Below are 23,583 nucleotides of genomic sequence, written 5' to 3' on the forward strand. Positions count from 1 at the left end.
ATCGATTCAAAAAAGTAGCGGCTCATGGCTGGGCGCTCCAGCCGCCGGCGGGGGCGGCGAAACGATAGACCATGGGGCGTTTTTCACCATCGGCGCGGGGGCCGAAATTATTGTCGATGCCCAGCCAGGCACCGTCTGCGTCCACCACCAGGGCTTCGGCCAGGCCATAGGGCTGGGCGTAACGCCGCTCGGGCGTCAGGGTTTCGTCAGCGAACGACCAGCACAGCTCGACCTTGGCCGTGACCGCATCGCGCCGGCAGATCTGGAACGCATTGCGTTCCAGGGTAAACAGCTTGCCGTTGAACAGTGACAGATCGGCGAAATCCTTGGACACCGCCTTGGCACCGATGAACTTGGCCGGCTGCATCTCCTGGCCGGCCTCGCTCAGCAATACGCAAGGGCCATCGCAATCCCACAGGCTTTGCGGACGCTTGATGGAGATGAGGCCGCGCCGCTCACGCTCCGCAGCCAGCCAGATCTGATTACCCCCGGGGTTGATTGCCAGGCCTTCGAACAACGCATTGAAGTGCAGCAACATGCCACTGGCCCGTGCTTCACGCACCATGCCCGGGGCGATCTTCAACCATTCAGGCGCACCGTTCACCGGCACTTGCAGCACCGCCGCATGGGCTTCGCTGACAATATAGCGATTGCCGGCGGCATCGCAGGTGATGCCTTCAAAATCCAGGTCGCCGCCGCGAATGAACGACGCAGCCTTGGTGCGCGAACGCAGCCCCCAGGGCAGCCCGGACTCCGGCACCGGCGGTACATCGATGCTTACCGCTTCGGCTTGCCAGGTCGGCGCACGGGTATCGAGACGATAGATCTGGTCGTCATCGCGGTCGGAAACCGTCCACAATTCCTTGCCACACTGCGCCAGGCCCGACAGGTTACCGCCGCGCATGCCGTCCACCGGGTGTTCGGACACCAGCTTGAGCTCAGCCACGGGCGCGGCGGCGACCTGAGTCGCTGCCAGCCCGCTCAACATCAGGATCGCCAGGGCGAAACCTGTGCGCATCAGCCCAGAACCTCGGCGAGGTTGCCTTTGGATTCCAGCCAGGACTTGCGGTCCGGTGCGCGTTTCTTCGCCAGCAGCATGTCCATCATTTCCGAGGTAGCGGCGAAGTCTTCCAGGGTCAACTGCACCAGGCGCCGGGTGTTGGGGTCCATGGTGGTTTCACGCAGTTGCGGCGGGTTCATTTCACCCAAGCCTTTGAATCGGGTGACCTGCGGCTTGCCCCGCTTCTTCTCGGCGACCAGGCGGTCGAGGATGCCATCGCGTTCGGCTTCGTCCAAGGCGTAGAAAATCTCCTTGCCCAGGTCGATACGGTACAGCGGCGGCATGGCGACGTAGACGTGACCGGCATCCACCAACGGGCGGAAGTGCTGCACGAACAACGCGCACAGCAGGGTCGCGATGTGCAGGCCGTCGGAGTCGGCGTCGGCGAGGATGCAGATCTTGCCGTAGCGCAACTGGCTCATGTCCGCCGCGCCCGGGTCGACGCCGATGGCCACCGCGATGTTGTGCACTTCCTGACTGGCAAGGACTTCGCTGCCATCGACTTCCCAGGTATTGAGGATCTTGCCGCGCAACGGCAGGATCGCCTGGAATTCCTTGTCCCGCGCCTGCTTGGCGGAACCACCGGCGGAGTCACCTTCGACCAGGAACAGTTCGGAGCGCATCGGGTCCTGCCCGGCGCAATCGGCCAGCTTGCCGGGCAATGCCGGACCCTGGGTGATGCGCTTGCGCTCGACTTTCTTGCTGGCCTTGAGGCGACGGCCGGCGTTGTTGATTGCCAGTTCCGCCAGGGCCAGGCCCAGTTCCGGGTGCTCGTTGAGCCACAGGCTGAAGGCATCCTTGACCACACCGGAAACAAATGCCGCCGCTTCGCGGGACGACAGGCGCTCCTTGGTCTGGCCGGAGAACTGCGGCTCCTGCATTTTCATCGACAGTACGAACGCAATGCGCTCCCACACGTCTTCCGGCGCCAGCTTCACGCCACGCGGCAGCAGGCTGCGGTATTCACAGAATTCGCGCATGGCATCCAGCAAGCCCTGGCGCAAACCGTTGACGTGGGTGCCGCCCTGGGCGGTGGGGATCAGGTTGACGTAGCTTTCCTGCACGCTGTCGCCGCCTTCGGGCAACCACAGCAGCGCCCAGTCGACGGCTTCCTTGTTGCCGGCCAGGCTGCCGCAGAACGGCTCGTTGGGCAGGCGTTCGAAATCACTGACGGAGTCTTCAAGGTAGGAACGCAGACCGTCTTCGTAGTGCCACTCGACCTTTTCGCCAGTGCCTTTGTCTTCAAAGGTCACCAACAGGCCCGGGCACAACACGGCCTTGGCCTTGAGCACGTGCTTGAGGCGGCTGATGGAAAATTTCGGTGAGTCGAAGTATTTGGGGTCCGGCGCGAAGTACACGCTGGTGCCGGTGTTGCGTTTGCCAACGGTGCCGATCACCTGCAGGTCGGTGGCTTTGTAGCCATCGGCGAAGGTCATCTCGTACTCGTTGCCGTCGCGCTTGACCTTGACCCGTACCAGCGTGGACAGGGCGTTGACCACGGAAATACCCACACCGTGCAAGCCACCGGAGAACTGGTAGTTCTTGTTGGAGAACTTGCCGCCGGCGTGCAGCTTGGTGAGGATCAGCTCAACGCCCGACACGCCCTCTTCCGGGTGAATGTCCACCGGCATGCCGCGACCATCGTCGGACACTTCCAGCGAGTGGTCAGCGTGGAGAATGACGTGCACCGACTTGGCGTGCCCCGCCAAGGCTTCGTCGACGCTGTTGTCGATGACTTCCTGGGCAAGGTGGTTCGGCCGACTGGTGTCGGTGTACATGCCGGGGCGTTTGCGCACCGGGTCGAGGCCCGAGAGGACTTCGATGGCGTCGGCGTTATAAGAGCTAGCGCTGGGAGTGGCCATGGGGTCTCGTCGTGAGTCGTTCGATTAAAAAGTGACCTGCGATTTCCAAGGCAATTACAGTGCCGAGAAATCGAAGGATTGATACTGATCTGCGCCAATACCGGCAAAACTCAACAACGCCGGCAATTGCTGGGCGAACCCCTGGTAACCATGGTCGCCACCGGCCTGGATGCGCAAGGCACAGGCCCGGTAATACTGCTGGGCGAGGCGATAATCCAGGGTTTCATCCCCCGTCTGCAACCACACCTGGTAACGCGCGGCGTCCTGGGGAGCCGGTACTTCCAGCTCGGCCAGCGCCGTGACGTGGTCGTGGGTCAGTTCCCAGGTTTCATCGGTGTAGAGGTTCTTCTGGGTGCCCAGGTAACCGTCGAACATCCGATGGGGGCTGACCGCCGGGTTGACCAGCAACGCCTTGAGGCCATGGTGCTCAGCAAGATGGGTTGCATAGTAGCCGCCGAGCGAGCTGCCGACTAGCAGCGGCCGTCCCAACTGGGCAATGGCTTCCTCCAATTGAGGAATTGCCTGACGCGGATGGTGATGCAGGGCCGGCACGCGCAATTGATCGGCCAGGCCGAGGGCATCCATCACGGTGATCAGTTGGCTGGCCTTGTTGGACGCAGGCGCGCTGTTGAAACCGTGGATATACAGGATCGAAGCGGACATGCCGGGGCCTCGCTGGGGCTGCCAAAGAGGCGCAGTTTACAGGGAACAGGGGCTTGTGGGTGCAGCCGATCGCCGCTGACGGTACTATCTGCGGCCCGGGAACCCGGATATATGGCCGGAGGCCAGTGGCCCGAATTCAAGCGGGGAAACACCATGCAACTTGAATGGCTTGAGGATTTTGTCGAACTGGCGCGCACTCGCAGCCTGTCGCGTGCCGCCGAAAATCGCTGTGTCACGCATCCAGCGTTCGGTCGACGTATCCGGGCGCTGGAAGAATGGGTCGGCACGCCATTGATCGAGCGCAAGCAACCCCTGTCACTGACACCCTGCGGCCTGCTGTTCCTTGATGCCGCCACTCAATCGCTGGAATTGCTGGGCACTGTTAGAGCGCAGTTCAAAAATGACACCCTCAGCCGCGACGAACCGGTGCGCATCGCCACCGGCCGGACCCTGGCCTGTGACTTTTTCCCCGATTGGTACGAGTCATTGCACCCGAAACTGGGCAGCTTTGCGGTGTCATTGCTCACTAGCGGTGCGCAAGAAGCGATCAGCCGGTTGTCCGCCGGCGAGGTTGATCTGCTGCTGAGTTTTTCCAGCCCGTTGACCCAGACGCTGTTGGACCCGGAGCATTTCGACTCCCGAGTACTGGCCAAGGAGGAACTGCTACCGGTCAGCGCACCGAGCGCCCCTGGGCAGCCGCAACTGCAGATACTCGCCGACAGCAACGCCCTGCCTATTCCTTGGCTGGCCTTCTCACCCACTCTGACACTGCGCAGCGTACTGGCCCGGCATTTGGATCGACTGCCGCAGCGCCTGCCGCTGCGAATGGTTTACCAAGCGGACTCCTATGACGCCATTCTGGAAATGGCCAAGCGTGGCCGAGGGCTGGCGTGGTTGCCGCGCATGGTCGTCAACGACGCGCTGGCATCGGGCGAGCTGCTGATGGCGGGTGGCGCCGAATTTTGCGTCAGTTTCGACGTTTCGCTGCATCGCCTGCGCGCCAACCGGAGCGAGATGGTGATGAGGATATGGACAGCCTTGACCCCCTCCGCCACCCAGTAGCCGGATTTACGCGCTCTATCACCGCTGCCGGCAACAACCTGCCGGGTCGTGCCGAAACAGCTCAAATCTGTGCCGAAAGAGCAATTGCCGTTCTGCCGCCTTTGGTTCACTTTCATCCGGGCTTTCACCCATAACAATTAACGCCTTCGATGTCGCCAGGCCGCGCTGCGGTTCGGAGAGTCCGTAGGCCAACAGTGAAACAAACCCGGTGCACACTCATGACAACTCAATCATCCGCCTTATCATCGGCCCAAGCTCCCACCCGGCGCGGCCCATGGAAAGAGATCATCGCTGCCAGCGTCGGCAACGCGCTGGAGTTCTATGACTTACTGATCTATGGCTATTTTGCAGTCGTCATCGGCAAACAGTTTTTTCCGTCCGATAACGAAACCACCTCATTGCTGCTGGCCGTAGGCTCGTTCGGCATTTCCTTTCTGATGCGACCGCTGGGCGCCATTGTGCTCGGTTCATACACCGACAGAGCCGGACGAAAGGCGTCATTGACGCTGTCGATCATGATCATGCTGGTCGGCACCGCAATGATTACGTTCGCCCCGACCTACGAGCAGATCGGCCTGGCGGCGCCACTGCTGATCATCGTTGCCCGCATGCTCCAGGGGTTTTCCACGGGCGGCGAATTTGGCGCGGCGACCGCGTTCATGGTCGAACACGCCGACGCCGGGCGACGGGGTTTCTTTGCCAGCTGGCAATTGTCTACCCAGGGGCTGGCAACTGTGCTGGCGGCGGGTGTCAGTGCGATCCTCAGCTATGCGCTATCGGATGTGCAGTTGAACGATTGGGGCTGGCGTGTAGCCTTCGGCTTCGGCCTGCTGATCGGGCCGGTAGGCTTTTACATTCGCACACAAATCGATGAAACGCCGGACTTCAAGAAAAACGTAGCCAACGTAGCGGTCAAGACCCCACTGCGGGATGTCTTGATCAAAGGGCACGTCATCCTGTTGCTGGCTATCGGCGTGGTGGCTGGCGCGACCGCATTCAATTACGTGCATAAACTGTACATGCCGATCTACGCCTTTAAACAACTGAGCATCACTGCCACGTCGTCCTACCTGGGGGCCCTGATGACCGGCGTTACGTTGATGCTCATGGCCCCGATTTTCGGTGGGCTTTCCGATCGCCACGGGCGATTCCGAGTGTTGACCATCGCCTTGTCGATTACCGGACTGTCGTCTTATCCGATGTTCCTGCTGCTCAATATCTTTCCCAGTTTCTCCACGCTGCTCGTCGTGCAAGCGCTTGTCGGCGTATTGATTGCGGCCTGCCTGGGGCCAATCCCGGCAATGCTTGCCGACATCTTCCCAACCAGCATTCGCGGTACTGGGCTGGCGCTGAGCTACAACTTTTCCGTGACCCTGTTTGGTGGTTTCGCCCCGTTGATCGTGACCTGGATGATCGAGGCAAGCGGCAGCAAACTGGCGCCGAGCTTTTATGTGATGGCAACCATTTTGATCAGCGTACTGGCGATCGCCTGCCTGGGCCGGCGCATGCGCAGCGCCCATCCCTGCGCCAGTTAAGGGCCGCGAGTTCCCCCTGCTTGTCGCGGCTCGCTCCCGCGACAAGGTACCCACCTTGAGCCCTCGGAGGCAGACATGAAAACCCTTGAGCAGGTTCGTGCATCACTGACACCGTACCCTGTGGAAGTCGAGTTCCCCGATCTCAGCCAATGGAAAGCCGGCAACTGCGGGATCGACTATGTCCACAGTTTTGACAGCGGCACGCCTGGACCACATGTGCTGGTCATGGCACTGACCCATGGCAATGAAGTCAGCGGAGCAATCGCAGTAGACGCCTTGCTGCGCAGCGGCGTGCGCCCTCGCAAAGGCCGTTTGTCACTGGCGTTCGGCAATATCGAGGCCTATCACCGCTTCGACCCGCACGACATTGACGCCACCCGTTTTGTCGACGAGGACATGAACCGTGTCTGGCTACCATCAACACTGGACGGCGACCGCGACTCCGTGGAACTGCGTCGCGCACGTGAGCTGCGACCGCTGATCGACAGTGTCGACTTGCTGCTCGATATCCATTCGATGCACGAAGAATCCCCACCACTGATGATGTGTGGGGCCTGCGCCAAAGGCCTGAAATTCGCAAAATCGTTAGGCGTACCCGCAACCGTGGTGGTCGACGCCGGCCACGCCAATGGCCGGCGCATGCGTGACTATGGTGGGTTTGGCGATCCCGCCAGCCAAAAAAACGCGCTGCTGATCGAGACCGGTCAACATTTTTCTAAAAAAAGCCAACACGTCGCCCTCGATATTGCCGCACGCTTCCTGATGGCGACTGATGCAGTCGCCGAGGCCGACGTCTTGAAGCTCCTGAGCCAGGAAAAGCCGGGGCCCCAGCAATGCCTGCAAGTCACTGAACCGGTGATCGCCCACAGCATGGACTTCCGTTTTACCGATGACTTCCGCGGCCTTGAGCGCATAGCCCAGGCTGGAACAGTGATCGCTCGGGACGACCGGCGCGAGATCGTCACACCCCATGACGACTGCGTGTTGATCCAGCCCTCGCTGCGGCAGTTGGGTCCAGGGGTTACGGTAGTGAGGCTGGCGAAGGTTCTGGATATTTAGCCGCCGAGACGTCAATAGCCGTCACTGCCGTAGTCCACCTGGAAGGCGAAGCCTTCGACCCGCTCCACCCCGGTCTCCAACCGTCCGTCGGCATGCAAACGCAACCAACGATAGCCCGGTGCTTGCTCGCTGACCTTGAAATCTTCGCTGCCCGGCGCGAACTGGATGCAGGTGGACGGCGAAGCCAGCAGACGCACACCGTTGCGCTCGCGGTCGATCTCCTGGTGCACGTGGCCCCAGAGCACTGCCCTCACCTGCGGGAAACGGTCCAGCACGGCAAACAACGCATCGGGGTTGCGCAAGCCGATAGGTTCCATCCACGCACAGCCGATGGGCACCGGGTGATGGTGGAAACACACCAGATGATGGCGGTTCGGAGCTTCGCTCAAGGCTTGAGCCAGCAATTGCAGCTGCGAATCCTGCAGGTAGCCCGGCACCGAGCCGGGCACGGCGGAGTCGAGCAGGGTGATACGCCAGTTGCCGACGTCCACTACGGGCTCCAGCAGGTCACTGTGCGCGGCAGCGTGCGCCATGATCTGCGGTTCGTCGTGGTTGCCGGGAATCCAGCGTGCCGGAGCATCGATTTGCCGGGTCATATCGCGAAACTGTTGATAAGACTCAAGCGTGCCGTCCTGGGACAAATCTCCTGTGGCCAGCAGCAAATCGATCCGAGGCTGCTGCGCGCGCACCAATTCGATCACCCGCTGCAGGCTCTCGCAGGTGTTCATACCCAACAGCGTGCCGTCGGCCTCGGCAAACAGGTGGCTGTCGGACAGCTGCACCAGCAACGCCGGCGCATCGGGGTTCAAGGTGGATACGCTCGGCAAGGCGCTCTCCCAAGGCAATCACAGGAATATAGAGTTGGAGCGATTATGCTGGGGCAGAACGCAAAGAGGAAACCCAGGAAGCCGACGCAGTTCACATCTATCGCACGACTTCGAACTCATGGCCCAGGGCCAGGCAATGACTCAACCATTCACCGAGGAACACATTGAGCTGTGCTTTCTCATCGGGCTGGTGCATGAACACATTCGGGTAAGGATAGATGCTGCGAAAGCGCCGCGCATGTTCGGCGCTGATCACTTCGGCCATTCGCGCATCGTGGTACACCTGCACTTCCAGTTGCGGCACCGGCAGCCACGGCAGGCTGTGTTCCTGGCGTACGCGCAGGGTGGTGGTGTACGGGCAATTGACGATGACTTCCAGGGCCAGCACGCCCAGCATCTGGTCGCCATGGGTCACGCCGATGCGCCGCGCCTCCGGGGCGTGGCGCATGTCGGGCAGCAGGCGCATCAGCCGCGCATAGTTGGCCTCGCAGGCGGCTTGCAGCCCGATCAGGTCGACTCGATATCGTTCCCGTGCCTTTACTGCCATAACCCCCTCACTTCCGCGCGATTAAGCGCAAGCCATTGCAGGGCGATAATGCTGGCTGCGTTGGAAATTTTGCCATCGCGAACGGCTTGCAGGGCGTCTTCAAATGCCCAGACCGTAACGCGGATGTCCTCTGCTTCTTCTTCCAGTCCATGGACACCACCCGCCCCCGTGCTGTCACAGCGGCCCAGGTACAAGTGGACAAATTCGGTACTGCCACCGGGCGACGGGAAATACTTGGTGATCGGCCACAGTGCGGAGAACGTCAGCCCAGCTTCCTCCTCGGCCTCGCGGTGTGCAACCTCCTCCGGTTCTTCGTCCTTGTCGATCAGCCCCGCGACCATTTCCACCAGCCAAGGGTTATTGCTGCGGCCCATGGCGCCCACGCGAAACTGCTCGATCAGCACCACTTCATCGCGCTGCGGGTCGTAGGGCAACACGCAGACCGCGTCATGGCGCACGAACACTTCGCGGTTGATCACTCGGCTCATACCGCCATCGAACTTTTCATGACGCAGTTGCACGCGATCGAGCTGGTAGAAGCCCTTGTAGGCATTGTCGCGCTGAACAATCTCGATCGTACTCGGCGTCGATTTCGCAATGTCCGTCATACCCTTCCTCATCATGTCCGGTGCAATTCGCGCCATCCTAACGCGCTCCTGCCCATTGATGCAGCCCCTTTGCGGTTGCCGGGCCAGACGGAGGAGGTCAAACTCACGCTCAATCAGCTTAGTGGCGAACTGACTGCCCTGCCGGTAGTCGAAGCTCCACAAATTTCGCTCTTATCGATAGACGAAGGACATCCATGTCGCTTTTAAAAATCGCATCCGTGGCCTGCATCGCCTTGACCCTCGGCGCCTGCCAAAGCCTGTTCCAACCCAGCTATCGCACTCCACTGGAAGCCACCCGCGACGCCACCGAGCAGAGCAAGCCAGGCTGCGCCAGCAGCGATTGCCCGCTGGTGAATATCGACACCGTGCACTTTGCCAAGGAACCCAAGCTGGATGCCTTGATCGAGCAACGCCTGCTGGAAATGACCCGTACCAACGCGGGCGACCCGCTGCCGTCGAGCCTTGAGTCTTACCGCGAGCAATTCCTCAGCACCGCAGCCCCACGCAACAGCATGTACTTGCAGGCCAAGGTACGGGAGCAGCATGACGGTTTGGTAATCATCGAGTTGTCCAGCTACCTGGACCAGGGCGCCACCCACGGCGAGCCAGGCCGCGCGTTCATCAACTATTCGCGCCAGCAGCAAAAGGCCCTGTGGCTGAGCGACATGCTGCTGCCCGGCAAGGAAGACGCGTTCTGGAAAGCCGCCCAGGTGGCGCACAACAGCTGGCTGATCAGCACCCGCCTGAGCCTGGAACCGGAGTTCGTGAAAACCTACCCGTTCCAGAAAACCCCGAATGTGGCGCTGACGAATGGTGGCGTGATCCTCAAGTACCCCACCAGCACCATCGCGCCGTACGCCCTGGGCCATGTCGAGTTGCAGATTCCCTACTCGCGCCTGGAAGGCATCCTCAAGCCTGAGCTGGTGCCCGCGCGCCGCTGAAGGCCCGTCCCAGGATGAATTGCAACAACCCTGCCAGCGCCAGCGCCGGCAGGGTTGCGCCGATATCCGGGTACAGGTTGGCCAACAGGTGGTAAGTGCCGATACCGCCCAGCCAGGCCAACAGTGCCGGCCAACGCAGGCTGGCAATCACACCCTGACCACGACGGCGCAGGATGAAATGATCCACCAGCACCACGCCGAACAACGGCGCAAACACTGAGCCGATCAGCAGCAGGAAGTTCTGGTATTGCGCCAACGGGGCAAAACAGGCGATCAGGGTGCAGATCACACCGATGGCCATGGCCAGGTGCTCGACCTTCAAGCGCAATAGAATCCCGCTGGACACCGCCGCCGAGTGAATATCGGCAAAGGCGTTTTCCGACTCGTCCAACAGGATCAGCAGCAGCGGAATCCCCAGGCCGGCCCCGGCCAGTGCCAGCAGCAGCGCATTCACTTCACCGCTGGGCGCAAACGCCAGGGTGTAGGCCACGCCCAGGCTCATCAGCCAGAAATTACCGATAAAGAAGCCAAGGGCGGTGCCGCCGAATACGTTTTTGGCGCGCTTGCCGAAGCGGGAGTAATCGGCAATCAGCGGCAGCCACGACAGCGGCATGGCGATGGCGATATCAAAGCCGACTGCAAAGGGCATCGAACCGTCACCGGCCCGAGCCCAGAGTGCGCCGAGGTCAGCCTTGGCGAACAGGTTCCAGGTCAGCCACAGGCAGGCCGCCAGCAGCAGCCAGATCCCCCATTTGCGCAGGATCTGCCGTACGAACGTCAATGGCCCGCTGACCGCCAGCAAGGTCGCCAGGCCACCGAAGAACAGTGTCCACAACAACGGGCTGGCCAATAGGCTGCCGTCGCTCAACGCCCGCGCGCCCAACAGGCTGGCGGCATCGCGCATCACGATGATTTCAAACGAGCCCCAGCCGATCAGTTGCAGCAGGTTCAGCAACGCCGGCAGGCTCGCGCCCTTGGCTCCGAGGCTGAGCTTGAGGGCGGCCATGGCGGACAGGCCGGTGTCGCTGCCGATCACGCCGACGGCAGCCAGCAACAGCACGCCGACCAGGGTGCCGAGGAAAATCGCCAGCAATGAACCGGACAAGCCCAGGCCCGGCGCGAGCAAGGCGCCGGTTTGCAGGACCATCAGGCCGATGCCAAGGGAGAACCACAGGGAGAACAGGTCGCGGGCGCCGAAGACGCGTTTGTCAGCAGGCACCGCGATGTCGGGGGAGTAGGTGCTGGGTTGAATGCTCAAGGGTGTTATCTCTGAGGGGCATTTTTTGTTTGAAAGATTGCTATCGGGGGCAAGCCCCTCCCACATTGGATCTGCTGTGAACACAAAAACTGTGCATACCTCAGTCAAAATGTGGGAGGGGGCTTGTCGAGTCGTCGCACCGCCCCGATGACGGCGGTACAGGCACCGCCGTCTCTGGATCAGACCTTCTTGTACAGCTGACTGCCTTCCTGCTTGAACCGCTCCGCCTGCTCCGCCAAGCCCTTGGCCACATCCACATCCACCGCTTCAATGCGCTGGTTGGCCGCGTACTCGCGCACTTCCTGGGTGATTTTCATCGAGCAGAACTTCGGCCCGCACATCGAGCAGAAGTGCGCGACCTTGGCCGAGTCTTTCGGCAGGGTTTCGTCGTGGTAGGAACGCGCGGTGTCCGGGTCCAGGCCAAGGTTGAACTGGTCTTCCCAACGGAACTCGAAGCGCGCCTTGCTCAAGGCGTTATCGCGGATCTGCGCGCCCGGATGCCCCTTGGCCAAGTCCGCCGCGTGGGCGGCGATCTTGTAGGTGATGATCCCGGTCTTCACGTCATCCTTGTTCGGCAGGCCCAGGTGCTCCTTGGGTGTGACGTAGCAGAGCATGGCGCAACCGAACCAGCCGATCATCGCCGCACCGATGCCGGAGGTGATGTGGTCATAGCCCGGCGCGATGTCGGTGGTCAATGGGCCGAGGGTGTAGAACGGCGCTTCGTCGCAGCATTCGAGCTGCTTGTCCATGTTCTCCTTGATCAACTGCATCGGCACGTGGCCAGGGCCTTCGATCATGGTTTGCACGTCGTGCTTCCAGGCGGTCTTGGTCAGTTCGCCGAGGGTTTCCAGCTCGCCGAACTGCGCGGCGTCGTTGGCGTCGGCAATCGAGCCCGGGCGCAGGCCGTCGCCGAGGGAGAAGCTGACGTCATAGGCCTTCATGATTTCGCAGATTTCGTCGAAATGCGTGTAGGTGAAGTTCTCTTTGTGGTGCGCCAGGCACCACTTGGCCATGATCGAGCCGCCACGGGACACGATGCCGGTCACGCGCTTGGCGGTCAGCGGCACGTAGCGCAGCAGCACACCGGCGTGGATGGTGAAATAGTCGACGCCCTGCTCGGCCTGTTCGATCAGGGTGTCGCGGAACAGCTCCCAGGTCAGGTCTTCGGCCGCGCCGCCGACTTTTTCCAGGGCCTGGTAGATCGGCACGGTACCGATCGGCACCGGCGAGTTGCGGATGATCCACTCACGGGTTTCGTGGATGTGCTTACCGGTGGACAGATCCATCACCGTGTCCGAGCCCCAGCGAATGCCCCAGGTGAGTTTCGCCACTTCTTCTTCGATGGACGAACCCAGGGCGCTGTTGCCGATGTTGCCGTTGATCTTCACCAGGAAGTTACGGCCGATGATCATCGGTTCAAGTTCGGTGTGGTTGATGTTGGCCGGGATGATCGCGCGGCCACGGGCGATTTCTTCACGGACGAATTCAGGGGTGATGATTTTCGGCACGCTGGCGCCGAAGCTGTGGCCGGCGTGTTGCTGGTCGAGCAGGCCACTGGCGCGGGCTTCTTCCAGCTTCATGTTTTCGCGGATGGCGACGTACTCCATCTCGGCGGTGATGATGCCTTTGCGCGCGTAGTGCATCTGCGTGACATTGGCGCCGGCCTTGGCGCGGCGCGGGTTTTTCACGTGGGCGAAGCGCAGCGCGGTCAGTTCGGCATCGCTCAGGCGTTGCTGGCCGAAATGCGAGCTGAGGCCACTCAGGCGTTCGGTGTCGCCACGGACTTCGATCCACGGCGAGCGTACATCGCCCAGACCTTTGCGTACGTCGATGATGACGTTGGGGTCGGTGTAGGGGCCGGAGGTGTCGTAGACCACCACGGGCGCGTTGATTTCACCGCCGAAGTCGGTTGGGGTCACGTCGAGGCTGATTTCACGCATCGGCACGCGAATGTCCGGGCGGGTGCCTTGCACGTAGATTTTTTGCGAGCGGGTAAACGGCTGTACGGAACCGGAGTCGACCTTGGCCGATTCACTCAAGTGCACGGTGTTTTTTAATTTTGTACTCATCACGGGCTCTCCAACTATCCAGGCGGTGGATTTTTGTCGGAGCGAACCTGTGACGGATGGACGCACTGGAAGCAGTGCTGTGCTTGGTGCACGAGGGTTGTTCGAAGGTCGAACAACATCCCGGACGAAGCACAAGAGGACTCGCCGGGTGACGAGAAATCTTGTTCCCTACGCAGGCGTTAACCTGATCAGGTTCAACGGGATCCGGTATTTACCGATCTCAGCCTTCCAACAAGGCACCCCGACAAGAACGCGGCCAGTCTAGACCATGCCGCGGGCAAATTGCCAATAGCGGTGTATTCAGCGTGATGAATGGCGTGATTGCGGGATTGTTGCCCGGGGATCTCGCCACTACACTCGAGAGCCGCCTCACTGCTTGACGCCAGGATTGGCCAGCCGTAGCCTTGAGCGCTAAATTATCACCATAATATTCACACTAGGGATCGCCTCATGCTGCGCAAACTTTCACTGGCTCTCGCCGTGTCTTGTGCGACCAACGGAATGGTCTGGGCAGCTGAAGCGCCCTTGTCCGCCAAAACTGACCTGGTCAGCGTCTATCAGGAAGCAGTGGATAACAACGCCGACCTGGCCGCCGCCCGCGCCCAATACGGCGCGCAGAAAGAAGTCGTGCCCCAGGCTCGAGCGGGGTTGCTGCCGAACCTGTCGGGCGGTGCAGACATCAATAACGTGCGCACCCAGATCGACACACCGGCGGCGACGGCCAACCGCGACGCCCACTCCTGGCGCGCGACCTTGAGCCAGCCGCTGTTCCGCGCCGATCGCTGGTTCCAACTGCAAGCCGCCGAGGCCACCAATGAACAGGCGGCGCTGCAACTCTCGGCCACTGAACAGAACCTGATCCTGCAAAGCGCCGAGAGCTACTTTGCCGTGCTGCGCGCCCAGGACAACCTGGCCTCCACCAAGGCCGAGGAAAATGCCTTCAAGCGCCAGCTGGATCAATCCAACGAGCGCTTCGACGTCGGCCTGTCGGACAAGACCGATGTGCTGCAATCCCAGGCCAGCTATGACACTGCACGGGCGAACCGGATCCTGGCCCAGCGTCAGGTGGACGATGCCTTTGAAGCACTGGTTACCCTGACCAACCGCCAGTACAACTCGATCCAGGGCATTGTCCACACGCTGCCGGTGTTGCCGCCGCTGCCCAACGACGCCAAGGCCTGGGTCGAGACGGCCGGCCGTCAGAACCTGAACCTGCTGGCCAGCAACTACGCCGTCACGGCCGCCGAAGAGACCCTCAAGCAGCGCAAGGCCGGCCACGCGCCGACCCTGGACGCCGTCGCGCAGTACGAAAAAGGTGACAACGACGCCCTTGGCTTCAGCAACCCGAATGCCTTTGGCACGCCGTATCGTGGCGATGTCGAGCAGCGCACCATCGGCCTGCGCCTGAACATCCCCCTCTACAGCGGCGGCCTCACCAGCTCGCAAGTGCGTGAGTCGTACTCGCGCCTGGGCCAGACCGAGCAGCAACGCGAAGGCCTGCGCCGTCAGGTGGTGGAAAATACACGAAACCTGCACCGTGCGGTGAACACTGATGTGGAGCAGGTACAGGCGCGCCGCCAGTCGATCATCTCCAACCAGAGCGCGGTAGAAGCCACGGAAATCGGTTATCAGGTGGGGACGCGCAATATCGTCGATGTGCTGGATTCACAACGCCAGCTGTACTCGTCGGTGCGCAACTACAACAACAGCCGCTACGACTACATCCTCGATAACCTGCGCTTGAAGCAGGCAGCGGGCACCTTGAACCCAGGGGACCTGCAAGACCTGACGCGTTACCTCAAGGCGGACTACAACCCGGATCGTGACTTTCTGCCACCGGACCTGGCCAAGGCGGCCGCCGAGCAACTCAAGGCCCGCCCGGGCTATTGAACACTCCACATTTGGATCGGTGTTGGGTCAGTGAGAGATCAATCGGCCCAAGCCATCCAGCAAGCGCTTAAGCGCCCCCTGATTAGCCTGCATCACCTTGAGCCCCGCCTGCGCCATCCGGCGTGCATCCTGCGGCAGCTCGAACAGCTGTCGTACGGCCTCGGCCAACCCTTCTGCGTCCTCCACCTCTCGCAACGCACCCGCTTCGCGCATCATCGCGGTGATGTCGAGGAAGTTGAACACGTGGGGGCCCATCATTACCGGCTTGGCCAGCGCCGCCGGTTCCAACGGGTTATGCCCACCGGTCGCCACCAGGCTGCCGCCGACAAAGGCGCTGTCGGCCAAGGCATAGAGAAACAGCAGTTCGCCCATGGTATCGCCGAGCAACACCGACGTTTGTGCGGTAACGGCCTCGCCACTTGAGCGACGCACCGTGGTAAACCCTTGTTGCGTACACAGCTCGAACATCGGGCCGAAGCGCTCTTGATGACGCGGCACCAGGATCAGCAACGCGCTGGGGTAGCTTTCGAGCAGTTGGCGGTGGGCCGCGAGCACCACTTCATCTTCGCCTTCGTGGGTACTGGCAGCGATCCACACCGGACGCTCAGCGGCGCCCCATTGTTCGCGCAGGGCGGCAGCCCGCACCGGCAGCTCGGGATCGATGGTCAGGTCGAACTTGATCGAGCCGGTAACCTCGACGGTTTCCGGGCGCGCACCCAGGCTCAGGAAACGCTGGGCCTCGGTCTCGGTCTGTACCGCGAACAGGCTCATTTGCGCCAGCATCGGCGCCGTGAGTTTGGCAAAACGTGCGTAGCCCTTGGCCGAACGCGCTGAAAGCCGCGCATTGGCCAAGGCCACCGGAATACCGCGCTGGGCGCAGGCGTGGATATGGTTGGGCCACAACTCGGTCTCCATGATCACCGCCAGCCTGGGCTGTACACGATCAAGGAAACGCTTGGCCGCACAGGGCAAATCGTACGGCAGGTAGCAATGCTGGATGCGCGGCTCGTTGGCGAACAACGCCTGGATGCGCTCGGAACCGGTGGGCGTCATACAGGTGACCGTGATCGGCAGGTCTGGATAACGCGCCAACAAGCCGCGGATCATCGGCGCCGCGGCAATGCTTTCGCCCACCGACACCGCGTGCACCCAGATCCCGCCCGGTTGCATCACCGGCAAGCCATAGGAAAACCGCTCGCCGACGCGCCGGGCATAGGCCGGCGCCTTGCGTGCGCGCAACCATAGACGTAAGGCCACCAACGGCAGCGCCAGGTAAAACAGACAGCTGTAGAGAGTTCTATTCATGGCGGCGGAGTTTATCGGCTTTTTCAGTCGATCGCCTGCAAGCACTCGGCAAAACGTTTGGCGAGAAAGCGCGCGGCGGGGCCCAGGTGCTCGTCGCGCCGCCATACCAGCTCCACCACCAGGGCCGGCGGCGTCCATTCGCTGTCCAATTCCACCATCTGTTGTTGATAGGTCGGGTACTGCACGATATGCCGTGGCAACCACGCCCAGCCCAGGCCACTCATCAGCCATTCGGCCAGCACGTAGAAACTGTCGGCGCGCCACACCAGTGGGCTGGCCGCTTCGCTGCCGGGGTAGACGCTGGTCTGGGTCGACATCAACAACTGGCGAAACTGGGCCAGGTGCTGGCACGTCACGTACTTCTCCTTGGCCAACGGGTGGTTCACGCCGCACACGGTGACCATCTCCACGCTGCCCACCACCCGCCGCTCCAGAGCCTCGGGGATCTGGTCGTGATAGAACAGCAGACCCAGGTCGGCCTGGCGCTCCACCAACTTGCGCGCCACATCGCCCTGGGCGGCGCTGGACAGCTGTACTTCCAGCAGCGGGTACTGCCCCGCCAATGCCTCAAGACTGTCGAGCACCGGCTGGAACAGCATGGCTTCATCCTGGGCCAGGCGCAGGCAGGCTTCTTCACCGCGGGTCAGTGACAGTGCCCGGCCATTGAGCCGCTCACACTGGCGCAGCACTTCGCGCGCCTCCTCCAGCAACGCGCTGCCGGCTTCGGTCAGGCTGGGCTGGCGGCCGCTGCTACGGTCGAACAGGCTCACGCCGAGGTCCGCCTCCAGCATCGCAATCGCGTTGCTGACTGCCGATTGCGCCTTGCGCTGCCCACGCGCTACCGCTGAAAACGAACGCTGCTCGGCGACGCTGACAAACAAACGCATCTGCTCCAGGTTCCATTGCATGCTCATCCCACAACCCATCTTAATTTCGGATAGGTAATGACTTTACCCCATCTGATAAAACTCTAGAATGCCGGCCTTATCAGATTGCTTTACACCGAGGACTCACCCATGAACGCCGCTTACTGCTACCTGGCCATCGCCATCTGCTCGGAAGTGATCGCCACCGTTTCCATGAAAGCCATCAAGGGCTGGAGCACTCCTATCCCTCTGTTGCTGGTAATCGTCGGCTATGGCGTGGCGTTCTGGATGCTGACCCTGGTGGTGCGTACCGTGCCGGTCGGCGTGGCCTATGCGGTATGGGCGGGGATGGGCATCGTGATGGTGAGCATTGCCGCGCTGTTCATCTACGGGCAGAAGCTGGACCTCCCGGCAATGCTGGGCATGGGTCTTATTGTGCTGGGCGTGGTGGTCATCCAGCTGTTCTCGAAAACCGCCGGGCATTGAGTGTTCACTTGAGACTCAAGTGAACCCAACATTCGCAGTCGCGCCAAAGCTCGACAGCGCCTACGGTGTGCATGGCGTGAGAATGTATACTTGCGGCCTTGTTTAAAAATGAGGTCGCCCATGCCATCCGTTATTTCCACCGACGTATTGATTGTCGGCGCCGGGGTTGCTGGCCTCTGGCTGAATGCGCGCCTGCGCCGCCAGGGCTTTTCCACGGTAGTGGTGGAAAGCGCCACCCTGGGTGGCGGGCAAAGCGTGAAATCCCAGGGGATTATCCACGGCGGTGCCAAATACGCCCTGCACGGCGCTCTCACCGGCGCGTCCGAAGCGATTGCCGATATGCCGCGCCGCTGGCGTGAAGCCCTGGCCGGTGACGGTGAACTGGACCTGTCCGGCGTGCGCGTACTCTCGCAGGCCCATTACCTGTGGTCCCCTGGCACGATCGCCGGCAACCTCACCAGTTTTTTTGCCAGCAAGGCCGTGCGCGGCCGTGTCGATCAGGTCAAGGGCGACGATCTGCCCCCGGCGCTGCAAGACCGTGGCTTCAAGGGCAAGGTCTATCGACTGGCCGAACTGGTGGTGGACGTACCCAGCGTGATCGAGCGCCTGGCGCAACTGGCCGGTGACGGCTTGCTCGCCGGGCAGCGCATAGAACCCCTGCGCGAAGGCGACACCCTGGTGGGCTTGAAGGTCGATGGCCGCGAGATCCGCGCCCAGCGCATCGTCTTGAGCGCAGGCGGCGGTACCGCCGAGCTGCTCGCCGCCCTGGGCCTGAGCCAGCCCGCCATGCAAAAGCGCCCGCTGCATATGGTCATCGCCAAGGGCCCGGGTTTGAAGCCGCTGTACGCACACTGCCTGGGCGGCGGTACCAAGCCGCGCCTCACCGTCACCACGCACCCTGCTGCCGATGGCAACTGGGTGTGGTACATGGGCGGCGACATTGCCGAGGCCGACGGCGTGGCACGCACGTCCGAAGAACAGATCGCCACCGCCCGGAAAGAGCTGGCGCAACTGCTGCCCTGGATCGATATGAGCCAGACCCGGTGGGCTACGCTGCGCGTCGACCGTGCCGAGCCTCTGCAATCGGGCCTGAGCCGTCCCGACAATGCCTTTGTCGCCGAAGAGGGCCGCCTGCTGGTGGGCTGGCCGACCAAGCTGGCGCTGGCGCCGGATTTCGCCGATCGAGTGATCAACAGTCTCGAACGCGACGGTATCCACCCAAGCGCAATGGAGCCTTTGCCCGCCCTGCCAAAACCCGCCATCGGCGTACCAGCCTGGGAGCAACTGTTGCCATGAGCCTGCCGACCTTGCACGACCTGCACCGCCCGCTGGGCAGCACCGGCCTGGTGGTATCGCCACTCGGCCTGGGCACCGTCAAGCTGGGCCGCGACCAGGGTGTGAAATACCCCAGCGGTTTCACCATCCCCGATGATGACGAAGCTCGGATGTTGCTGCGCCAGGCGCGCCAGCTGGGTATCAACCTGATCGATACCGCACCGGCCTATGGCCGCAGTGAAGAACGCCTGGGGCCGCTGTTGCGCGGCCAGCGCAAGGACTGGGTGATTGTCAGCAAGGTCGGTGAAGAGTTCGAAGAGGGCCTGTCGCGCCACGATTTCAGCGCAACCCATACCCGCCTGTCCATTGAGCGCAGCTTGAAACGACTTGAAACGGATTTTATCGATCTGGTGCTGGTGCACTCCGACGGCAACGACCTGCACATCCTCAACGACTGTGAGGTTTACCAGACCCTGGCGCAGTTGAAGCAAGAGGGTAAGATTCGCGGTTTCGGCTTCTCCGGCAAAACCGTCGAAGGCGGCGTGAAGGCTCTGGAACAAGGTGATTGCGCGATGGTCACCTACAATCTGAACGAACAGGCGGGAAAAGCCGTCATTGATTATGCGGCGACCCATGGCAAGGGCATTCTGGTCAAAAAGGCCCTGGCCAGCGGCCACGTGTGCCTGGAGCCGGGAGTGGATCCAATACATGCCAGTTTCATGCTGTTGTTTGCGCAAACGGGCGTCGCCAGTGCTATTGTCGGGACCATTAATCCGCTGCACCTGGCCCATAACGTGGCGACCGCTGCCAAGGTCATTCGTCAACTCTGATGCCGCCGACGCGGCCGACCCCGTCGCAAGAAGGAGCCGACATGCCGCGAACGCTCATAAGAAAAAACCCCAACAACTTCAAAACACTGCCGCTGCACGTCGAAGCCACCCCCGAAGGCCTGAGCTACCAGAGCGTGGGCATGCCGCTCAACTTCGCCCAGACCCTGCAGCGGCGCAAGCCGGTAGACGTGCCGGATGCCGAGCGTTTCGCGCTGGAGCTGGCAAACCTGGGAGTGTCGGTGCGACTGACCCTGCACTGGCAAAACAAGGATTACTGGGTGCTGGTGCGCCAACGTCGCCAGGACCGTGGCGATGTGGTGCTCAAGCTGATCTCCGGCTATGTCCCCGCCCACGAACTGAACCTGCCGCTGCACACCGCCATCCAGGAGATTGCCGAGGAATGCCTGCTGGAGACGCCGGAAGGCTGGCTCAGCGGGCGCTTCAACGACACTTGGCTGCCGGCCCCCTACTCCGCTGCGCTGCATTACCGTGAAGCCTTGCCGTTTCGCTTGAGCCCTTTGTCTGGCGCCGCACGCCCGGTACGTTGCGCGACCACCCAACTGATCGAGCGCCCACGGGCCTATGTGCATGTGCCGACAGCGTCGCTGCAACTGATTTATGACTTGCGCCTGGAAGTGCCGAAGGAAGCCAAATCCCTGAGCCTGTTCCATGTGGATGAGCGCCTGGAAGGCGACCAACTGGTGGCACGCCTGGACCGCCAGCGTCCGGACCTGTACCTGATGCCGCTGAAAGATGGCCAGCCGCTCGCCGAGTTGTACACCGTCAAGAAGGACCAACTTTACCCGGCCAGTACACGGGGCTTGTACCTGGCGGAAAGCTTTGCCCAGCAGGAAGGCTGGCTGGTCCGAGATGAGCGCATTCGCTGGAAGGATTGGGTCCGGCAGCAAGGCCTGGCGGAGCCTGAGAAAGACTCGAAATTGAAGCGCCTGACCGGCAAGGCGCGCCAGATGCTGCGCAAGATCGTGCCGAAGAAAAAAGCCAGCCGCTAAGGGCTGGCTCCTACAGGTGAACAGTCAGCCCTTGAGCAACCGCGCCAGGCCAACCGCCAACGGGGTTGGCTCAGGCAACTTGAAGCTGGTCAGCAAACGCTGGTTATTCGCCCGCGAATGCCGAATGTCTCCCGAGCGTGCCGGCCCGTAAGTCACGGCGGGCAACGTACCAATTGCCTCTTCCAGTGCCTGCAGCACCTGCTTGAGGGTAGTAGTGCGGTTCCAGCCGACGTTGATCGCACCCAAAGGCGGCTCCGGGGCTTCGATGGCCTGCACCAGCACGTCCACCAGGTCTTCCACATACATGAAGTCGCGGGTCTGCTCGCCATCGCCGAATACGGCGATCGGCCTACCCTGTTGTGCACGCTCGCAGAAGATACTGATCACGCCGGAATACGGCGATGACGGGTCCTGGCGTGGCCCGAAGATATTGAAGAAGCGGAAGATCACCGGTTCCAGGCCGTGCTGGCGGCGGTAGAAGTCGAAGTAATGCTCGCCGGCCAACTTGTCGGACGCATAGGGCGTCAACGGCGCCTTGGTGGTCTCTTCGTCAATCGAAGCGCCTTCGCCGTTGTTGCCATATACCGCGGCGCTGGAAGCGAACACCACACGCTTGACGCCCGCCTGGCGCATCGCTTCACAGACATTCAAGGTGCCGACGAAATTGCTCTGGTGCGTGCTGACCGGATCATCTACCGAAGCCTGCACGGAGGCCACCGCCGCCAGATGCACCACCGCTGTGGCACCGACAGCGGCACGCGCCACCAGCCCGGCATCGGCGACATCTCCCTCAAGCAGCTCGACGCGCGGGTTGTCCAGCGGCAGGTTGCTGCGCTTGCCTGTGGACAGGTTATCCAGTACACGCACCGCGTAGCCCTTGGCAAGCAGCGCATCGACCAGGTGCGAGCCAATAAAGCCCGCGCCACCGGTGATCAGGACCAACGGATCAGCCTTACTCATTGTTGCGGATCTTCTCGACAATGGCGGTGGTCGAGCTGTTCTCGACCAGGCCCAGCACTTTGACCTTACCGCCGTAGGCGCTGACGATGTCGGCGCCGACCACCTGGTCGACGGAGTAGTCGCCACCCTTGACCAGCACGTCCGGCTTGACCTGGGCCAGCAGGTTTTCCGGGGTTGCTTCAGGGAAGCTGATCACCCAGTCCACCGCGCCCAACCCCGCCAATACCGCCATGCGTCGGTCGACGCTGTTGATCGGACGGCCAGGGCCTTTCAGGCGACTGACCGACGCGTCATCGTTGACCGCGACGATCAGTCGATCACCTTGGGCGCGAGCCTGTTCCAGGTAGGTCACATGGCCGGCGTGCAGGATGTCAAAGCAGCCGTTGGTGAACACAATGCTTTCGTTATGGGCACGAGCATCGTCAATTGCCAGCAGCAATTGCTCGATGCTCAGAACACCACGTTCCGACCCTTCGGAGCGCTGGATGGCGCGGCGCAGCTCAGGCGCGCTGATCGCGGCCGTACCCAGCTTGCCGACCACGATGCCCGCCGCCAGGTTGGCCAGGGCCACCGCGTGGGGCAGCTCTTCGCCGGCCGCAATGGACGCGGCCAGGGTGGAAATCACGGTGTCACCGGCGCCGGTGACGTCGAACACTTCACGGGCACGCGCCGGCAGGTGCATCGCCGGGTGGCCCGGGCGCAGCAGGGTCATGCCGTGCTCGCCACGGGTCACCAGCAAGGCGCCCAGGTCGAGATCGGCCATGAGCGCCGCGCCTTTGGTCACCAGTTCGTGCTCATCGGCGCAGCCGCCGACGATGGCTTCGAACTCGCTGAGATTGGGCGTGATCAGGCTGGCTCCACGATAAATCGAGAAGTCCTTGCCCTTGGGATCGGCCAGTACCGGAATGTTCCGCGCCTTGGCGGCCTGGATCAGTTCCTGGTGGTTCTTCAGGGCGCCTTTGCCGTAGTCGGACAACACCAGCACCTTGATACCTTCGAGCAGTTCGTCGACCTGGCCGCTGAGGGCCAGGGCGTCGGTGGCGAAGGGTTCTTCAAAATCGATACGCAGCAATTGCTGGTGACGGCTCATGACCCGCAGCTTGACGATGGTCGGCTGGTGGGCAATGCGCTGGAACACCGCGCGCACGCCGGCACCGCGCAGGCTGTTGGCCAGGCTGTCGGCGGCTTCGTCGTCGCCGGTCACACCGACCAGGGAGGCCGGGGCGCCGAGTGCGGCAATATTGAGGGCAACGTTGGCAGCGCCACCTGGACGGTCTTCGATTTGCTCGACCTTGACTACCGGTACCGGCGCCTCAGGGGAAATCCGTGAGGTACCGCCATGCCAGTAACGGTCGAGCATGACATCGCCGACCACCAAGACAGGGGCTTGATCGAATCGCGGCATGGACAACTTCATGGAGCAACCCACATACAAAATGAACAGGGGCGCGATATTAGCACAGGGTGAGC

At 62.0% G+C, this 23,583-nt stretch carries 21 protein-coding genes and 1 riboswitch; of the genes, 9 read left to right on the plus strand and 12 right to left on the minus strand.

What is annotated here, in order from left to right; genetic code table 11:
* Positions 1-22: 22 nt before the first annotated feature.
* The 3 genes from FBY10_RS08925 to FBY10_RS08935 are packed head-to-tail and all read right to left on the minus strand — an operon-like array spanning position 23 to position 3,585.
* Positions 23-1,018: an esterase-like activity of phytase family protein gene (locus FBY10_RS08925; RefSeq protein WP_145336007.1), complete on the minus strand. Its 996-nt coding sequence runs from the start codon at positions 1,016-1,018 to the stop codon at positions 23-25.
* Positions 1,018-2,922: a DNA topoisomerase IV subunit B gene (gene parE / locus FBY10_RS08930; protein WP_027604917.1), complete on the minus strand. Its 1,905-nt coding sequence runs from the start codon at positions 2,920-2,922 to the stop codon at positions 1,018-1,020. Before parE ends, FBY10_RS08925 begins: the two co-directional genes overlap by 1 nt.
* 54 nt (positions 2,923-2,976) lie before the next feature.
* Positions 2,977-3,585: a YqiA/YcfP family alpha/beta fold hydrolase gene (locus tag FBY10_RS08935; protein WP_053139344.1), complete on the minus strand. Its 609-nt coding sequence runs from the start codon at positions 3,583-3,585 to the stop codon at positions 2,977-2,979.
* A gap of 153 nt (positions 3,586-3,738) precedes the next feature.
* Here FBY10_RS08935 and FBY10_RS08940 point away from each other — a divergent pair, with 153 nt between their 5' ends.
* From FBY10_RS08940 to FBY10_RS08950, 3 genes are all read left to right on the plus strand, one after another.
* Positions 3,739-4,647 (plus strand): LysR family transcriptional regulator, encoded by a 909-nt coding sequence (locus tag FBY10_RS08940; protein WP_131696783.1) that lies wholly within the window; start codon positions 3,739-3,741, stop codon positions 4,645-4,647.
* Positions 4,648-4,865: 218 nt separating this feature from the next.
* Positions 4,866-6,182 carry an MFS transporter gene (locus FBY10_RS08945; RefSeq protein ID WP_145336005.1) on the plus strand — a complete coding sequence of 439 codons (1,317 nt, stop codon included), beginning with the start codon at positions 4,866-4,868 and terminating at the stop codon, positions 6,180-6,182.
* Between the two features lie 75 nt (positions 6,183-6,257).
* Positions 6,258-7,241, plus strand: a complete 984-nt coding sequence (locus FBY10_RS08950; RefSeq protein ID WP_065925641.1) for a M14 family metallopeptidase — start codon at positions 6,258-6,260, stop codon at positions 7,239-7,241.
* A gap of 11 nt (positions 7,242-7,252) precedes the next feature.
* Here FBY10_RS08950 and cpdA read toward each other — a convergent pair whose 3' ends face one another.
* From cpdA to FBY10_RS08965, 3 genes are all read right to left on the minus strand, one after another.
* Positions 7,253-8,068, minus strand: a complete 816-nt coding sequence (cpdA, locus tag FBY10_RS08955) for a 3',5'-cyclic-AMP phosphodiesterase (protein ID WP_131696785.1) — start codon at positions 8,066-8,068, stop codon at positions 7,253-7,255.
* A 97-nt stretch (positions 8,069-8,165) separates the two neighbouring features.
* A complete protein-coding gene (locus tag FBY10_RS08960; RefSeq protein WP_003171323.1) occupies positions 8,166-8,615 on the minus strand; it encodes a DUF1249 domain-containing protein in 450 nt (149 codons plus the stop codon).
* Positions 8,606-9,223, minus strand: a complete 618-nt coding sequence (locus FBY10_RS08965; RefSeq protein ID WP_131696786.1) for an NUDIX domain-containing protein — start codon at positions 9,221-9,223, stop codon at positions 8,606-8,608. The genes FBY10_RS08960 and FBY10_RS08965 overlap by 10 nt, the downstream gene beginning before the upstream one ends.
* A gap of 194 nt (positions 9,224-9,417) precedes the next feature.
* Here FBY10_RS08965 and FBY10_RS08970 point away from each other — a divergent pair, with 194 nt between their 5' ends.
* On the plus strand, positions 9,418-10,164 hold the full coding sequence (locus tag FBY10_RS08970) for an RsiV family protein (protein WP_145336003.1): 747 nt from the start codon (positions 9,418-9,420) through the stop codon (positions 10,162-10,164).
* On the opposite strand, the gene cytX is transcribed toward FBY10_RS08970, so the two are convergent.
* The gene (gene cytX / locus FBY10_RS08975; RefSeq protein ID WP_145336001.1) at positions 10,133-11,422 is read right to left on the minus strand and encodes a putative hydroxymethylpyrimidine transporter CytX; all 1,290 of its coding nucleotides are present in this window, start codon (positions 11,420-11,422) and stop codon (positions 10,133-10,135) included. The genes FBY10_RS08970 and cytX overlap by 32 nt on opposite strands.
* Positions 11,423-11,601: 179 nt before the next feature.
* Complete coding sequence (thiC, locus tag FBY10_RS08980) at positions 11,602-13,491, minus strand: phosphomethylpyrimidine synthase ThiC (protein WP_145335998.1); 1,890 nt, start codon at positions 13,489-13,491, stop codon at positions 11,602-11,604.
* Positions 13,492-13,639: 148 nt separating this feature from the next.
* Positions 13,640-13,745, minus strand: a riboswitch (TPP riboswitch).
* 196 nt (positions 13,746-13,941) lie between these two features.
* On the opposite strand from thiC, the gene FBY10_RS08985 reads away from it, so the two are divergent.
* Positions 13,942-15,381: a TolC family outer membrane protein gene (locus FBY10_RS08985; RefSeq protein WP_131696790.1), complete on the plus strand. Its 1,440-nt coding sequence runs from the start codon at positions 13,942-13,944 to the stop codon at positions 15,379-15,381.
* Positions 15,382-15,408: 27 nt separating this feature from the next.
* Here FBY10_RS08985 and waaA read toward each other — a convergent pair whose 3' ends face one another.
* Both waaA and FBY10_RS08995 read right to left on the minus strand, forming a co-directional pair.
* The gene (gene waaA, locus FBY10_RS08990) at positions 15,409-16,686 is read right to left on the minus strand and encodes a lipid IV(A) 3-deoxy-D-manno-octulosonic acid transferase (protein WP_145335996.1); all 1,278 of its coding nucleotides are present in this window, start codon (positions 16,684-16,686) and stop codon (positions 15,409-15,411) included.
* 23 nt (positions 16,687-16,709) lie between these two features.
* Entirely contained in the window at positions 16,710-17,600 is an 891-nt protein-coding gene (locus FBY10_RS08995) for a LysR family transcriptional regulator (protein ID WP_145335994.1), read from the minus strand.
* Between the two features lie 102 nt (positions 17,601-17,702).
* Here FBY10_RS08995 and FBY10_RS09000 point away from each other — a divergent pair, with 102 nt between their 5' ends.
* The 4 genes from FBY10_RS09000 to FBY10_RS09015 all read left to right on the plus strand — a co-directional run bounded on the left by FBY10_RS09000 (position 17,703) and on the right by FBY10_RS09015 (position 21,153).
* Positions 17,703-18,038: a multidrug efflux SMR transporter gene (locus FBY10_RS09000; RefSeq protein ID WP_074848568.1), complete on the plus strand. Its 336-nt coding sequence runs from the start codon at positions 17,703-17,705 to the stop codon at positions 18,036-18,038.
* Positions 18,039-18,158: 120 nt separating this feature from the next.
* Entirely contained in the window at positions 18,159-19,334 is a 1,176-nt protein-coding gene (locus tag FBY10_RS09005) for an FAD-binding oxidoreductase (RefSeq protein WP_145335992.1), read from the plus strand.
* Positions 19,331-20,143 (plus strand): aldo/keto reductase, encoded by an 813-nt coding sequence (locus FBY10_RS09010; protein WP_145335990.1) that lies wholly within the window; start codon positions 19,331-19,333, stop codon positions 20,141-20,143. The genes FBY10_RS09005 and FBY10_RS09010 overlap by 4 nt, the downstream gene beginning before the upstream one ends.
* A 41-nt stretch (positions 20,144-20,184) precedes the next feature.
* Positions 20,185-21,153: a metal ABC transporter ATPase gene (locus tag FBY10_RS09015; protein ID WP_131696795.1), complete on the plus strand. Its 969-nt coding sequence runs from the start codon at positions 20,185-20,187 to the stop codon at positions 21,151-21,153.
* Positions 21,154-21,177: 24 nt separating this feature from the next.
* Here FBY10_RS09015 and FBY10_RS09020 read toward each other — a convergent pair whose 3' ends face one another.
* Positions 21,178-22,113, minus strand: coding sequence for an NAD-dependent epimerase/dehydratase family protein (locus FBY10_RS09020; RefSeq protein WP_131696796.1), 936 nt, complete (start codon positions 22,111-22,113; stop codon positions 21,178-21,180).
* Entirely contained in the window at positions 22,106-23,530 is a 1,425-nt protein-coding gene (gene hldE / locus FBY10_RS09025) for a bifunctional D-glycero-beta-D-manno-heptose-7-phosphate kinase/D-glycero-beta-D-manno-heptose 1-phosphate adenylyltransferase HldE (RefSeq protein ID WP_145335988.1), read from the minus strand. The genes FBY10_RS09020 and hldE overlap by 8 nt, the downstream gene beginning before the upstream one ends.
* Between the last annotated feature and the right edge of the window lie 53 nt (positions 23,531-23,583).

Source organism: Pseudomonas sp. SJZ103 (assembly GCF_007828335.1).
In the GTDB taxonomy this organism is placed as follows: Bacteria; Pseudomonadota; Gammaproteobacteria; order Pseudomonadales; family Pseudomonadaceae; genus Aquipseudomonas.

What these genes read in the sequence shown, in the direction of transcription:
- FBY10_RS09000 (WP_074848568.1), top strand. Translation starts at nt 17,703, where the DNA reads ATGAACGCCGCTTACTGCTACCTGGCCATCGCCATCTGCTCGGAAGTG.
- FBY10_RS08995 (WP_145335994.1), bottom strand. Translation starts at nt 17,600, where the DNA reads ATGAGCATGCAATGGAACCTGGAGCAGATGCGTTTGTTTGTCAGCGTC.
- FBY10_RS08970 (WP_145336003.1), top strand. Translation starts at nt 9,418, where the DNA reads ATGTCGCTTTTAAAAATCGCATCCGTGGCCTGCATCGCCTTGACCCTC.
- thiC (WP_145335998.1), bottom strand. Translation starts at nt 13,491, where the DNA reads ATGAGTACAAAATTAAAAAACACCGTGCACTTGAGTGAATCGGCCAAG.
- FBY10_RS08950 (WP_065925641.1), top strand. Translation starts at nt 6,258, where the DNA reads ATGAAAACCCTTGAGCAGGTTCGTGCATCACTGACACCGTACCCTGTG.
- FBY10_RS08935 (WP_053139344.1), bottom strand. Translation starts at nt 3,585, where the DNA reads ATGTCCGCTTCGATCCTGTATATCCACGGTTTCAACAGCGCGCCTGCG.
- waaA (WP_145335996.1), bottom strand. Translation starts at nt 16,686, where the DNA reads ATGAATAGAACTCTCTACAGCTGTCTGTTTTACCTGGCGCTGCCGTTG.
- FBY10_RS08965 (WP_131696786.1), bottom strand. Translation starts at nt 9,223, where the DNA reads ATGACGGACATTGCGAAATCGACGCCGAGTACGATCGAGATTGTTCAG.
- FBY10_RS08960 (WP_003171323.1), bottom strand. Translation starts at nt 8,615, where the DNA reads ATGGCAGTAAAGGCACGGGAACGATATCGAGTCGACCTGATCGGGCTG.
- FBY10_RS08940 (WP_131696783.1), top strand. Translation starts at nt 3,739, where the DNA reads ATGCAACTTGAATGGCTTGAGGATTTTGTCGAACTGGCGCGCACTCGC.
- FBY10_RS08985 (WP_131696790.1), top strand. Translation starts at nt 13,942, where the DNA reads ATGCTGCGCAAACTTTCACTGGCTCTCGCCGTGTCTTGTGCGACCAAC.
- FBY10_RS09020 (WP_131696796.1), bottom strand. Translation starts at nt 22,113, where the DNA reads ATGAGTAAGGCTGATCCGTTGGTCCTGATCACCGGTGGCGCGGGCTTT.
- FBY10_RS09005 (WP_145335992.1), top strand. Translation starts at nt 18,159, where the DNA reads ATGCCATCCGTTATTTCCACCGACGTATTGATTGTCGGCGCCGGGGTT.
- FBY10_RS08925 (WP_145336007.1), bottom strand. Translation starts at nt 1,018, where the DNA reads ATGCGCACAGGTTTCGCCCTGGCGATCCTGATGTTGAGCGGGCTGGCA.
- parE (WP_027604917.1), bottom strand. Translation starts at nt 2,922, where the DNA reads ATGGCCACTCCCAGCGCTAGCTCTTATAACGCCGACGCCATCGAAGTC.
- FBY10_RS09015 (WP_131696795.1), top strand. Translation starts at nt 20,185, where the DNA reads ATGCCGCGAACGCTCATAAGAAAAAACCCCAACAACTTCAAAACACTG.
- FBY10_RS08945 (WP_145336005.1), top strand. Translation starts at nt 4,866, where the DNA reads ATGACAACTCAATCATCCGCCTTATCATCGGCCCAAGCTCCCACCCGG.
- FBY10_RS09010 (WP_145335990.1), top strand. Translation starts at nt 19,331, where the DNA reads ATGAGCCTGCCGACCTTGCACGACCTGCACCGCCCGCTGGGCAGCACC.
- hldE (WP_145335988.1), bottom strand. Translation starts at nt 23,530, where the DNA reads ATGAAGTTGTCCATGCCGCGATTCGATCAAGCCCCTGTCTTGGTGGTC.